8 protein-coding genes are annotated in these 13,597 nt (G+C 55.4%); 1 reads left to right on the forward strand and 7 read right to left on the reverse strand.

All coding sequences use genetic code 11. The features are described 5' to 3' along the window. Positions 1-114: 114 nt before the first annotated feature. From SH573x_RS06260 to flgN, 3 genes are all read right to left on the reverse strand, one after another. On the reverse strand, positions 115-2,082 hold the full coding sequence (locus SH573x_RS06260; protein ID WP_479353473.1) for a flagellin N-terminal helical domain-containing protein: 1,968 nt from the start codon (positions 2,080-2,082) through the stop codon (positions 115-117). An 84-nt stretch (positions 2,083-2,166) separates the two neighbouring features. Continuing rightward, positions 2,167-3,864 (reverse strand): flagellar hook-associated protein FlgK, encoded by a 1,698-nt coding sequence (gene flgK / locus SH573x_RS06265; RefSeq protein ID WP_479353474.1) that lies wholly within the window; start codon positions 3,862-3,864, stop codon positions 2,167-2,169. A gap of 9 nt (positions 3,865-3,873) precedes the next feature. Then, a complete protein-coding gene (gene flgN / locus SH573x_RS06270) occupies positions 3,874-4,353 on the reverse strand; it encodes a flagellar export chaperone FlgN (RefSeq protein WP_479353475.1) in 480 nt (159 codons plus the stop codon). A 266-nt stretch (positions 4,354-4,619) separates the two neighbouring features. Between flgN and SH573x_RS06275 the strand changes: the two genes are divergently transcribed. Beyond that, the gene (locus SH573x_RS06275) at positions 4,620-5,483 is read left to right on the forward strand and encodes an inositol oxygenase family protein (RefSeq protein WP_479353476.1); all 864 of its coding nucleotides are present in this window, start codon (positions 4,620-4,622) and stop codon (positions 5,481-5,483) included. Positions 5,484-5,716: 233 nt separating this feature from the next. Here SH573x_RS06275 and SH573x_RS06280 read toward each other — a convergent pair whose 3' ends face one another. The 4 genes from SH573x_RS06280 to SH573x_RS06295 form a co-directional block, all read right to left on the reverse strand. Continuing rightward, the gene (locus SH573x_RS06280; protein ID WP_479353477.1) at positions 5,717-6,748 is read right to left on the reverse strand and encodes an ABC transporter permease; all 1,032 of its coding nucleotides are present in this window, start codon (positions 6,746-6,748) and stop codon (positions 5,717-5,719) included. Next, complete coding sequence (locus SH573x_RS06285; protein ID WP_479353478.1) at positions 6,745-8,265, reverse strand: sugar ABC transporter ATP-binding protein; 1,521 nt, start codon at positions 8,263-8,265, stop codon at positions 6,745-6,747. Before SH573x_RS06285 ends, SH573x_RS06280 begins: the two co-directional genes overlap by 4 nt. 120 nt (positions 8,266-8,385) lie before the next feature. Further along, the gene (locus tag SH573x_RS06290) at positions 8,386-9,399 is read right to left on the reverse strand and encodes an ABC transporter substrate-binding protein (protein WP_479353479.1); all 1,014 of its coding nucleotides are present in this window, start codon (positions 9,397-9,399) and stop codon (positions 8,386-8,388) included. Between the two features lie 272 nt (positions 9,400-9,671). Beyond that, a complete protein-coding gene (locus tag SH573x_RS06295; protein WP_479353480.1) occupies positions 9,672-13,595 on the reverse strand; it encodes a coiled-coil domain-containing protein in 3,924 nt (1,307 codons plus the stop codon). Positions 13,596-13,597: the final 2 nt, after the last annotated feature.

Genomic DNA, 13,597 nt, shown 5'->3' on the forward strand with positions numbered 1-13,597 from the left:
GGAGATAACACTCGTCCAGCGTAGTGGAATGCGTCAAGCTTTTCGTGCGTAACTCGTTTTCCGGCTAGCCGGCGGAAAAGCTCGAAAGCCTTGACGGCTTCCGCTACAGGTCCGCTACAAATAATCGAATAGCGACAGTTGAGACGAAGTGCCCATCAGTTGCAAGCTGGCTTCGTAGGCAGCCTGGCGGGTAGAAAGCTCGGAAATAACGCTGGCCAGGTCGGCGTCGATTTCGTTGGATTCGACTTCCTTCAGCTGAATCTGCTGTTCTTCGGTCCGCGATTGGATTTGGTCGATCGATTGCTGACGCGATCCCACGATGCCCCGAGACATACTGACGCGTCGGATATCTTCATCCAGAGCGTCCACCAGGCGTTCCATGTCGATGGTATTGCCATCGCGAATGGCCGATTCCAGTCGCAGCAGCGTCGTATAGGTGCCTTCGACTTCAATTCCGCTGATATCAATTCCGCTGATAACGCTATCCGTGCCTATGTCGGTGCCGGTAACGCTGCTCTGATCGGCTGGTACCAGGCCCAGGCCTGTAGCTGCTTCGCTGCCGCCGCCTTTGATCAGCTGAATGGGTTGCCCGCCGGCGGGAGCTGTCAGGACCAGGCCGTTACCGGTGGTCGACAGGCTGGCCACGATGCGGGTGGCGGGTGTAAAGTTATCGACATGATTGTTGATGCGCGTAATTACATCACCGACCGTTTGCACGCCGTCCAAATCGATCTGCAACTCAGTGCCGTCGGTTCGCACCAGTTTCAAGTCATTGGCGACGTCGCTGGTGAAAATTCCTTGACCGAAGTTCAATCGCGCGACAGGAGTCGACAGGTCGAAGGTGCGAATGCCCAAACGCGATGCCAGGTTGCCGCCGGCTTCGCCGATCGACAGCGTCGTGCCGCTTTCCGTGCTGCGCACTGTGAAGTAACGTCCGCTGGAATCCAGTCCTGCATCCACATATGCGCCACTGGTTTCAATGCCATTGATTAGATCTTCGACCGTTTCCATGCCTGCGGTGTTAACCTGGAAGTCTCTATCGTTTTGACGGATCGTAAAGAACGATCCATTGGGTATGCCGGTACCGCCGAAGAGTTGCGTGAGTTTCGTTTGAGTGGTCGTCAACAAATTCAAATCAGTGCCGACGATAGGCGACGTCGAAGTAACTCCACTGGATCGAATACCCAGATCTCCGGCCGCCAATCCAGATCCCACTTCGTCGATACGCAGGACACCACCCAGACCATCTTGATAGTCAACAGTGATACCATTTTGATTAATGGTCACGTCGATGGCTCGCGAACCGAGCGTCTGCGCCTCGATAGCATCAGCGACATCTTCGATCGTAAACGCGCCGGTTAAGTCAATCTCAACGCGACTGGTGCCATCGGACAAGGCGATCGAACCGCGTCGGACTCCGTCTCCGGAATTCAGGTTGGCCAGGGGTGTATCGAGCGCGAGGCTGGGATCGAGATCGACATTGCCCAGGATGTTGTTGGAACGCGTGCCAAACGTTTCATCGGCGGTGACGTTGGCCGCCAGCGTCGCTCCCAGGTCAGTAATCGTATTGAGCAGATTATCAGTGCCTGAGAATCGTACTGTGTTACCGACGATTTCCAGCGGCGGCTTGTTCAAGTTGGAGCCACCAAATATGTACTGATCGCGAAACTTGGAGTTGCCCAGTTCAATTAAGTTACGAACCGCTTCGCGCACGGAGTTAGCATTGGCATCGCGTTCGGCTTCTGAGAGCGTATTGCCGGCGGACTCGACCGCCACTCCCCGCATCTCGTTAAGAATCGATTGCACTTGCGAGAGAATCGATTCACTGGCTCCCAGAACTGTGTTGGCACTCTTGAGATTGTTGACCATCTGGCCTTTGAATTCGAGTGAACGTTGAGCGGCCAGGGCCCGGATGGCGGCGGCGGGATCTTCACTGGCTCGTTCAATGCGGCGACCAGTGCTCAACTGAATCTGCAGCTTTTGAATCGCACTTTGGTCGGTGTGAACCTGGAACAACAACCGACTAATCGATTGCGACGAAGAAGTGCGTCCCACGGTAGCTGGATAAAAACTGGAGGACATGGCCAAAAGCCTCTATGTAAGCCGCGATCGTGTCAACTGCGGACTTCAATGATTCGGTTAGCGATTCGGTCAATGATTCGATGGTTACAAATTGACGAGCGTATCGAGCATTTCGCTGGAGGTCTGAATGACTCGGCTGCTGGCTTGGAAGGCTCGTTGATAAAAGATCATCTTGATGGCTTCTTCATCCAGGTTGACACCTGTGACGGCCATGTTCTTGCTCTCGAGAGTCTTATAGAAATTGCGCAGTCCGTCGGTGGTGCCTTGCTGGACGTTGATATCTTGAGTTACGCGCACTACCAGGTCTTCAAAGTCTTGTTTGATCGAACGACCGCCAAGCGCGGCTAGTGGTTGATCGAAGGCCTGGGCGAGCTTGACCGCGTTCTCCGTACCGCCGCCGATACCGCTCAGGCTGGCTCCCATCAAACGCGGGTTCTGAATGATCTGTGCGTTCACCTGTAGCGTGGCCGCCGAACTACCGGTGAAGAAAGTATTCAAGCCTGCGGCAGTCAGAAAGCCGGCATTGTCGTTTTGGAAAGCGAATCGCAATTTGGGGTTCGAGGTGCCCAGCTTCAATCCACCTTCGGGAGTGATCGTAGCAGTTAAGCCCGAAACGGCATTGATCTGGTCACGCACATCTTCCAGCGAAGTATCATCAGCCCCACCGGTCAGCTTGATACGAATAGTCGCGGTGGTATCGCGGCCCGATTCCAAGTCGTGCACAATCAGTTCGAAACTGCCATTGGTAATTTTAGAATCGAAACCAGCTAGATCGAGCGGGGCGGATGTGTCATCGGCAGCATTGGTCGATTGCAGCGCTGCATAGCCTTCCAAGCCCTGCCCTTGGGTATGAATGCGATTGAATTGTTCAATCAGAGTCCGCGCGAACCCATCGAGGTCGGCACTGGCTTTGGAGGCAGCTCCATCGCGTGCATCGTACAAGCCTTTTAGTCGGCCTGAGTTGACCTGTAGCGGAGAATCGGTATCGATCAGTCGAACTTCTGGACGCGTTTCGTTACCATCCTGCTTCAAGGCATAGGCCACCGGTCGCTGAATGCCTTCGGCCACCAGGTATTCGCCACCAACATAAACGGTGACGCTGCCACTAGCTTGTTCCACCGCGCGAATATCAACGTAGCTAGCCAGTTCATTGAGCACCTGCAAACGTTCGTCGCGGAGTCCCACCGCATCGCTACCACTGGTGCGGCCACCTTCCATCTGAACGATGCGCTGATTAAGTGAAGCCATACGCTCCGTTAAACGATTGATCTCGTTGGCCGAACTTTGAATCTCAGAGTTCAGGTTTCCTTTGAGCGAATCCAAGGTACCGCTCAGCGAGTTGACCTGACCGGTGAGTGTCTTGGCCCGTTCAATGACCAGTCGCCGCAGCGAATCATTGCCGGGCTGGTTCAGCATATCTTGAATGCTGTTGGAAAAGTTCGAGAGCTGCGAGCTCAAATCGTTATCGCCCAGCTCGGCAAAGGCAGATTCGATTTGATCGTAGACTTCACCCAGCGCTTCGCTGCTGGCCAGGTTGCTACCGGTCTCGCGCAATCGCTCGGACAAAAAGTTGTCGATCTTTTGCTGAACGCCAACTGCCCGCACACCAAAGCCCAGGATCACATCGCCATAACGATATCCAGCGCCGGTGGATTGAATCAGTTCCTGGCGAATGTAGCCAGGCGTATTGGCATTAGCGATATTGTTACCGGCGACGTTCAGACCCAATTGGGCCACCGTCAGTGCATTAGCCGATTGTTGTATCGAAGCGAATAGCGACATAGCCGGTTACTATATTTCCGTATCGAAGAACTGGCCGCCCGACGTATCCGCTTGGGGCACTGTGATATACGCGCCCACGGTCGTATGCCCGCAGGTCATCAGCAGCAGGGTCTCGTCGACAGCACGGCAACACTGACTGACCAGTAACCAGGCGGCCGTGTTGAGCCTGCGCAAGTTCGTCATCTGGCGCTCGACATGGGCGACCTGGTCGCGCAAGCTGCGATCCGCTTTCCACTGGGGCAGCGCCATTGCTAGCTGTTTCAAGTTTTCGCAGACCAACCCGGCTGAATGAGCTTCGGCCAAAAGTGCTGCGCGGCTCTGTCGAAGGTTCGCCAAATCCTGATGCAGCTTCTCAGCCCCTAACGTGTGGGCTTCCAGTCCCACCACATCGCCCAGAATCAGCAGTTGTTCATGTTCGTTTAGCCATCTCCCCCAGGTTTCCAGCGTGGTTGAAGCCCGGGATAGATATTGTTTTAGAGCATCGAGCATGAACTTCGCTCCTTCGTAGCGGAAGCCGTCAAGGCTTTCGTCCTGCACTTCAATCCAATGACGCCAGCCTTGGCGGCTTACGCTACGGATTCAACCTGCCGGTGGTATGTCGCTGCCGACTCGTCTCCTTCCATATCGGCACAGTGTACGCACGGTCGTTAGACTTTATCCGACCCGTAAAGCCAGCGCGGTACCGCTGGGCGAAGAGTGGGTTAGAATATTGAGTCATCACCCATGATCGACTTGACCCGTAGGATCGCAGAACCATGAGCACCGATAGACCACTAGCCAGCTTGGATGAATGGGAAGACGATTTGCTTAGGCGTTATCCTTCGCCGGGTACTTTGGCGACTGCGACCGATACCGAGCGATTTCGCAACTACGCGGCGGAAGCTCGGCCCAGTGTAAAAGAGTTCTATCGCCTCAATCATCGCCATCAAACGCTCGAGTTTGTGCGCCGCAAGCGCGAAGAGTATTTGGGTCTTGGCAAGCGTCGGATGGGAATCTGGGAAGCGATGGAGTATCTCAATCAGTTGGTCGACGACAGCGACCCTGATATCGACTTGCCGCAGATCGAGCACCTGCTGCAAACGGCGGAAGCGATTCGAGCCGATGGCCGACCTCGCTGGTACATTCTCGCTGGGCTGATTCATGACTTGGGAAAGATTCTGTGTTTGTGGGACGAACCGCAGTGGGCAGTCGTTGGCGATACCTTTCCTGTCGGCTGCCGGTACTCGGAAAAGATCGTCTTCTACGATGCGTTTCGCGATAATCCCGACTACCAAGATCCGAAGCTGCAGACCGAGCTGGGCATCTATTCATCTGGGTGTGGATTAGAGAACGTCATGATGTCATGGGGACATGACGAGTACCTGTATCATGTCGTCAAAGACTTTATGCCAGCCCCGGCGCTGTACATGATTCGTTATCACTCGTGTTATCCAATTCATCGCGAGCAGGCGTATGGTTACCTGATGAACGACCGTGATCGCGAACTGTTCATTTGGGTGAACGATTTCAATCAATACGATCTCTACACCAAACGCAGCGAGCGCATGGACGTAGCCGGCTTGCGGCCATTCTATGAAGAGCTCATTAGCGAGTATTTTCCTGAGAAGATAGATTGGTGACGTCACCTCCACCGCGCAGCGGGGGAGGTCGCAGACGCGGCGTTTAGCCGTCGTCTGCGGGAGGGGGCACAGCGCTAGGCAAGACTTTTGCCGTAGCCGAAGTCGCCAGACTTTGGACGCGGCACCAATCTACGTCCGATCTCTGGAGAGATCGCTACACGCCAAGACCCCTCCCGAATCTCGCTAAGGCTCGATTCGACCTCCCCAAGGCAAAGCCTTGGAGAGGTGACGCATCACCTCGCTGATCGTTGACGCAGTTGGTCTAGCGTCACAGCGGCGATGATGATCAGGCCGATCATGATGTCTTGAGTTGCGTTGCTGACGCCCAACTGGGCACAGCCGCTGACCATCACGCCCATGATGGTGGCACCCGCCAGTGTGCCGATCACGGTACCGCGGCCGCCGGAGAGGCTGCCGCCGCCGATGACCACTGCGGCGATGTACTGCAGCTCTTTACCAATACCTTCGGTAGGATTGGCCATACGTAACTGAGCAAACGAATAGATCCCAGTGACACCGAAGAGCGCTCCGGCCAGTGCGTACACGCAGAGTTTGGTCTTGAGCACATTGACGCCGCACAACCTGGCGGTAGCTTCGTTGGAACCAACGGCTTTCAAGTGCCGTCCAAAAATTGTTAGCGATAAGACGATGGCCACCACCGTGGCGATACCGAGGGCAACGTAAACGCCGGGTGGTATGTTCGGTATCCAGCCCAGCCAATGTGGCGGCGCCGTGGAAACGAACTTGCTCAACCACTCGGGCACTAGTTCTGGGCCGACGAAGACCGTCGTGCTACCGGCTAAGTGTTTACCGATGCCCAGAAAAATTGTCATTGAACCCAAGGTCACGATAAAAGGCGCGATCCGTAGCGTGCCGATCAAGAGTCCATTGATTGCGCCGCAAGCCGAACCGGTCCCGACGGCCATCAGAATGGCCAACCACACAGGCACTTTGGCATTGAGAGCCAGGGCCAGTACGGTCGCGCATAAAACGCTTGAGGTACCAGCTGATAGATCGATGCCACCGGTAATGATGATCAGGGTCATGCCCAGGGCAGCCACGGCTACCGGCGCGGTTGAAGCCAGGACCACGCGCACATTGCGAAACTCGACAAATTTGCCGCGCCCCCACACTTGATCAGCGATGGCAAAGCCCAAGGTGACGATGACCAAGGCCAGTAGAGGCCCCAAACGTTCCAGCCAAACTTTCCAGTTGGCCGATCGCGGCGAGGCAGTAGATTCAGTTTGGCTGGGTAAGGTACTCACAGGGCTGTCGTTTCTGCTTGATCGTCGATTACGGTGTCGGTTGAAATGGCCACCGACAATACTTCGTTCTCCGTCCACTGTTTGGTGGGCCGCGTCTCGCGCAATACGCCTCGCGACATAACACCTAGTGTATCGCACACTGCCAGCAATTCGGGCAAATACGAGCTGACAAAGATAATGCTCTTGCCCTCCCCCGCCAACTCACCCATCAACCGGTAGATATCGGCTTTGGTGCCCACATCGATTCCGCGCGTCGGTTCGTCCAGCAGCAGAATATCGGCGCCTTGATGCAGCACGCGTGCGATAGCCACTTTCTGTTGATTGCCGCCGGACAGTTCGCCAATGGTCTGTTCAGAGCTGTTGGCTTTCACGGACAGTTCTTGCATCCAATGGGCCACTGATTTTTGTCGCTGGCCCAAACGCAACAGTCCACCGGTGCTGTAGCGGCCCAGCGAACTCAACGTGAGGTTGTCAGCGATCGACAGTTGCTGCGCTAAACCTTCCGTCTTGCGATCCTCGGAAACCAGACCCAGCCCGGCGCGCATGCGCGCACTTGGTCGCGCAGCACTGGAGCGACCAGCGATGAGGACTTGCCCAGCGGGCGCTGGATCCAGACCCAGCAAACATCGCAGCGTCTCAGTGCGACCTGCACCGATCAGTCCGAACAGTCCCAGAATCTCACCGCGCCGCAAATTCAGGCTTAGTCCTCGTGGCGACTTGGAACCGGACAGCTGTTGTACTTCCAGCACGGGTTCACCCATCGCGTGCGGCACATGAGGAAACAAATTGTCCACGCTGCGACCAATCATCAACGCCACTAACTGTTCATCGCTTTGGTCAGCCAGTTGTCCCTGGCCGACCGTTTGACCGTCACGGAGCACGACATAGTTGTCTGCCACTTGCCGCACCTCTTCCAAGAAGTGGCTGATATAGATGATGGCCATCCCCTGCTCTTTCAGTCGAGCCAAGATGGTGAATAGCCGCTGGACATCATGTCGTGATAAGGAGCTGGTTGGTTCGTCAAAGATCATCACCCGCGCATCGCTGACTAGTGCGCGGGCGATCTCAACCACTTGCTGCGCCCCGATCGATAGCGAACTGACGCGTCGATCGGGCGAAAGATCAGCATGGCCGAGAGTCGTTAAGGCTTGTCGTACCTGGTCGCGCTGCGCGCGAGAGCGGACCAGACCCCAGCGGCTGGTCTCCATGCCCAACATGATGTTCTCTTCGACCGTCAGATCAGGCGCCAGGTTCAGCTCCTGGTAGATCATGGCAATTCCATGGCGCCGCGCATCCACTGGTCGCTGCGGTTGAAATCTTTGACCGCCCATCAGCATCGATCCCGCGTCAGGCTGATGAGCGCCGCTGAGTACTTTCATTAGTGTACTCTTACCGGCCCCATTCTCGCCGATGAGGGCCAGAGTCTCGCCCTGCGCAACCGACAGCGATACGTTGCTGAGCGCTTGCGTCGCACCAAATCGCTTGGAGATACTTCGCATTTCAAGTAACGATGGCATGCGCTGCTTTCATATCGGTACTCCTACTCCTACTCCTACTCCTACTCCTACTCCTACTCCTACTCGCAGAATTTTCGAGTAGGAGTACGAGTACGAGGATTACGAGTACGACGTCAAACGTTAATGGCTGGCCATCTCGGGCTTTAGCAGGCGATCGTACGGGGCTTGCGATTGATTCTCGGCCGTGGCTACATATTCACCGGTTGAGACGACCGGTTCTACTTTTTCGCCTTTGATATGTTTCACTAGAGCCATTACGGATTGTCGGCCCATTTCAAAAGGATCTTGCAGCACGATGCCGGTGACCGTCTGCTGCTCCAGTCCTTGAATCAGTGTATCACTGGGATCGAAAGCCACGAACTTCACTTTGCCAGCCAGGCCAGTTTGTTTCAGTGCTTCCAGCACGCCATTGCAGTTCGGTTCGCACACCGCAAAGATGCCGTTGACTTCGTCACGATACTTGTTCAGCAATTGTGTGGCCATGTTCATGGCTTCTTCGGTTTTCGTACCGGCGTATTGATCGGAAGAGAGAATTTGGATGCCGGTCTCTTTGTTCATGGCTTCCAGGAATCCATTTTCGCGCTGTTCGGTACTCTCGCTGCCGGGTTTGTAGCGCAGCAGGATGACTTTGCCCTTGTGATCGAGGGCCTTGGCCATGGTTTCGGCGGCCAGCATGCCTCCGCGATGATTGTCGGTGGCCACATAACTGACGATCTCGGGGCCAGTGCCCAGTCCGCTATCGAAGATTACCACGGGGACCTTCTCAGCGTTGGCTTCGGCCACTACATCCATCAGCGACTGCGAGTGATTGGGTGCCAAGACGATGCCATCGACACCGTTGGTAATGAAATTGCGGACCACGTTGATTTGGCCAGCTGTATCAGCTTCGGTCTCAGGGCCTTTCCAAATAATCTCGATGCCGCCCAGTTCTTTCGCCGCTGCTTCCGCGCCAGCGTGAACCGAGCGCCAGAATTGATGACTGGTGCCTTTGGGAATCACCGCAAAACGTAGCGTTTTTCCTTGACCGCCGGCACTGGAACTACTCGAGTTGGAGGCGGTGTCGTTAGACGAACTCGTACAGGCTGAAAGCGTTAGCGATAAAATGGAAATCAACAACCAGGCACAGCGACGCATGATTATTCTTCCTAGCGGGGATTGAAGAAGAGGATGAGTTTAGTGGGACTACTATCATAACCGGATCGCAGTGGATCTGTTGACATCGGCTACGACTTTGTAGCCGAAGTCGCCAGACTTTGGATGCGCCACCAATGGTCTTAGCGATGAAGTTGAGCGAGCCTCGGAGCGACTCGGCTACGTGTCACGTAGCAGCGTCTCTCCGAGACGCTGAAAGATTCAGCCCCGAGTCTCGGAGAGACTCGGCTACGTGAGACTCGGCTACGTGGCGTTTACCAACCGGAGCGAGAGAAGCCGGAGCCGGAGGCACCACTCGAGGAGCTAGACGAGCTTGAAGAACTGGACGAGCTGCTGGATGAACTACCGAAGGAGCCCGATCCAGAGGTGAAGATGCTACCGCTATCGAATGTGGGAGATGATTGTCGGCGGGTGGCGGCCTCGCGCGCTCGGCGTTCGGCTTCGCGCTGGCGTTCTTCTTCCAGTCGGCGCCGAGCGACTTCGCGCTCGGCTTGTTGTAGAGCTGTATGGGCGGCCATTAATGCAATCTGGCTGACTTGCAAAACAATATCGTAATTGCCACTCTGCAAACTGTGTCGTGCTCGTTCCAGTTCTGAGACGCCTGGCGAGCCTGATACGCGAATGCCCCACGGGCCAGCCCATTGACCGGCTTGTAGCACCGTCTGCGAAGCCTTTTGGAAGGCAGCCAGGGCTTGACCAGCGGCAGTTAATTCGCTGCTGAGAGCCTGGGTGGCCGATGCGAGGTTGGATTGAACTTGCGCGGCTCGTTGATCCACCAACCGCCAATCGCCATGGGATACTTCCAGTTCGCGTTCGGTATCGTTGAGTTCCTGAGTTAACTGACTGATGCGTGAATTGGTTTGAATAATTTGCGGGCTGTCGGGGATGCCGTCGGATTGAGATTGGCGGACGAGGTGGTTGGCTTGTTGAAGTTGTTGGCGAGCCCCTTGCACTGCACGACGAGCTTCGGCATGCGCTTGTTCGTCACCCACAACTTGTGACTGCAATTGATCCATCTGATGTTGAGTTTTTAGCAGAGAGTTGGCTGTTTCAAACGGATTGGGAGCGGCTGTGCGTGCCAAGACCAATTGACGATTGGAGTCGACGACGTTTTGCACTTGATCGATGAGGCCCAGGGTGGAATTGGTCACGAGCGGATTGCGTTTGGCCAGTTGCAGTCGTTCTAGTTGAGCTTCGTTGCGCTGCTGTTGCGTGACGTTGGCTTCGGTTTGCTGTTGAAGTAGCTGCAGGTGATCGGCAACCTGCGACAGTTGCCCTTGGATGGTTTTCAGGAGGGAATCGGTTTGATCCAGATCGCTGGCGGCGGCCAGTATCTGGCCGCTTGTATGGCGACTGCCAGCAGACTGCAGCAGTCGGTCCATCTCGGAATGTCCTTGTTCAGCTTGGTCCAGATACCAATCGACGGACTTGGTGGCCGTACGCTTGGCCGCGGCTGCAGCGGCCGGTGTCTCGGAATCACTCGATACAACTTGAGCGGTAACGATCGGTCCACCGATTAATTCTGCCTGCGGTGCGACCAGAAGTGCCGAAGCCGCGTAAGCTCGGCGAGCCGATTCGATTCCACTGCGCAGCTCGGGCACGCGCGCTTGCCCGTCTCGCAATTGTTGCGCTAGTCGCTGCGAGCGAGCTTCGTAGTTCTTGACGGCCTCTTTAGAAGCGGCCAGTATTTGCAGAGCTTGTTGGTTCGCGGATGTGAAGGTCGCGATGGCTTCTTCAATGGCCGACACACGGCCGTCCAGCAGCATGGCTCTGGCGGCCTCTAGACTGCTACGAGCGCGCGACAGTGAGTCATCGGGATCCAAGTCGAGTTCATGCAGCACGGCATCGACTGAGAGTTTGAGACTGCCAGCCAGATCGCGGCGCGTCTCGGCGATCGCAGCGGCTAGTTGCGTTTGTGCGGGCAGCCACGTTTCATGGATCTGCTTGGCCAACTCGACCACGCGTTGACTTCGCTTTTCAATGTCACTCACAGCGGCGGCGATGGTTTGGTTACCGTCGCTGATCGACTGCTGTACAGCTTGCTCACAGAGTTGGTTGGCTTGGACTGTGATGGCGCTCAGCGTCGTGCCGATCCAGTTCGATGTGTAACCCAGTTGTTTAAGTGTCTGGGAATTGGTTTGCAGTTTGGGAAAGAGCTGCTGACGAGTTTGCAGAAGCAGGCGGCCGAGGTCCATCGCTTCGCTCAGTTGCCGCTCGGCCACTGCCAAGGGGCCCTGCACTGCTTGTACTGCGTCGAAAGCCGCCAAATCATCCGCTTGCTTAAGGTTGCTTTGGATGGATGGTATGAGCGCCGAAAAGTAAGCCGGTACGTCGAAGATGCCATCGGCTGTCGATTGGGCATCCAACTCTTTCTCTTGCTTGGCAGCGGCATCAAGCTGCTGTTGCTTTTGCGTTAATAGATCTTGGACACTGGAGAGACAATGTTCGATGGTACCCAGAGCTTGTTGGGCTTCCAGGCCGCGTTTTTGAAACGCGGTGAAGATCTCTTCAAAGGTTAGCTGTACTTCATCAGGCAACTCTGCGGATTGACCTCCCGTGGCCTTGCCAATACTCATATCGCGAATGATCAGCGGAATGCCAGTCGAGCGCTGGAACTTTAGCGGACTGCCCGTAATGTGATTGATGGCATCTTGATAGTGGCCGCTGCTGAAGAAGTTAACCAGCTGATTCCAGGGATCGCCTGGATAGATTAACTGCTTGGCTTCCACCAGCACGCGTTTAACTTCTTTCGACATGATGAACAAATCGTCAACATAGTCGAGGGCTTTGAGAGCCAGCGTGCGCGTAGCACCTTCATAGCCACGTTGTTCTATTTGGTCGCGCGACCCCAGCACGTCGTCGTTGCGTTGAAAGAGTTGATCGAGTTGATCTGTTTCTTTAACGACCGAGGCGTTGCGTTGTGCCCATTGTTCGATCGCCTTGCGCATGGTGGTAGCGCGACGGCGATTGGCCCACCACAGAATGACCGCGATGATGGCGGCCAAGATCCAGAGCATGGTGATCACGGTGCCACGAATCCAGACGCGACGTTGGTGGGCCAGAGCTTGTTGCTGTCGATCGATTTCAGCTGCGGCTTGGGCCTGATGCAACTGTTCTTCAGTTTTAGAAAGCGCATCAATAAACTCGATTTCGCCTGCTTGTAGCTGACTTTGAGCGGTGTCGATTTCTTGGCGTAGGAATTGGCCATGTTCCTTGACATTGGGATTGGACGAGCCGGTGAAATATGCAGCCTGGGTTTTGGTGGATTCGATATGTTGCTGGAAACCAGCTTGAGCTGCGAAGGCGTTGGCGTAGCGATCGATTTCCGAATTGAGTTTGGATACTTGTTGCTCGACAATCGAACTTGTTTCGGTGGATAGTTGGCTTTCCAATTCGGCAACTTTATCCAACCACTTGTCCACGGGCGGCTTGGCCATTTCGCCCGTAGCTTGCGGAAACTCTTTTACAAAAGCCTGGCTGCTGGCTGTAATTTGGCCGATGCTGGTCTTCAGATCGGCCAACTTGCTTTGCACTTGGACCAGTTCGCGTTGCCGCTGTTCTTCGATGCGGAGCTTGGCATTCTTTTCAGCATCAATAGCGTTTGCCAGACGAGAATTAATCGATTTGACGGTGTCTTTGACTGCATCCAAGATCCGCCCGCCATTGCGCATGGCGCGGAAGGCAGATTGATCGAGTTGGCCCACCCAGTGGGCTTCGCCCAGATTGCGCGCATCTTGCGCATCGGATGCGTAGTAGCTGAACTTGCGCTCGCGCAAGAATAGCACGAACACAGCTCCATCAGATTCTTTGGTCTCTGGATGAACCAGCGTACCAAAGCTAGTGCGGTTGTTCAGACCGAGTCCCAACGCGGCTTCGACGGCGTCTAAGCCGCGATACGTGCGCCCATCTTGAGCGGAAAATGTCTGGTCACCAGCTTGTTCCATAAGCACGATGGTCCAGTGCGGCCCGTTCTCGCGCAGCCACGCAGCTAGCTCCGATAATTGCCGAGCGGCGACTCCCAAATTGCCCCGGACGTATACTTGATTTTCGGGCGTCCACTTGTCGATGACTTCGTCGATGTTCTTGAAGGCTACGACGCTAGACGCTTGGCGCTGAGCCCAGCAGGCGGCGTTGGCTGCAACCAGTGCAAGTATCAGTACAAGACAATTTGGTTTCATTG

The sequence above is a fragment of the Rania fehmarnensis genome, from assembly GCF_056494185.1.

Coding starts and splice junctions, on each gene's coding strand:
- SH573x_RS06260 (WP_479353473.1), bottom strand. CDS start 2,082: ATGTCCTCCAGTTTTTATCCAGCTACCGTGGGACGCACTTCTTCGTCG.
- flgK (WP_479353474.1), bottom strand. CDS start 3,864: ATGTCGCTATTCGCTTCGATACAACAATCGGCTAATGCACTGACGGTG.
- flgN (WP_479353475.1), bottom strand. CDS start 4,353: ATGCTCGATGCTCTAAAACAATATCTATCCCGGGCTTCAACCACGCTG.
- SH573x_RS06275 (WP_479353476.1), top strand. CDS start 4,620: ATGAGCACCGATAGACCACTAGCCAGCTTGGATGAATGGGAAGACGAT.
- SH573x_RS06285 (WP_479353478.1), bottom strand. CDS start 8,265: ATGCCATCGTTACTTGAAATGCGAAGTATCTCCAAGCGATTTGGTGCG.
- SH573x_RS06290 (WP_479353479.1), bottom strand. CDS start 9,399: ATGCGTCGCTGTGCCTGGTTGTTGATTTCCATTTTATCGCTAACGCTT.
- SH573x_RS06295 (WP_479353480.1), bottom strand. CDS start 13,595: ATGAAACCAAATTGTCTTGTACTGATACTTGCACTGGTTGCAGCCAAC.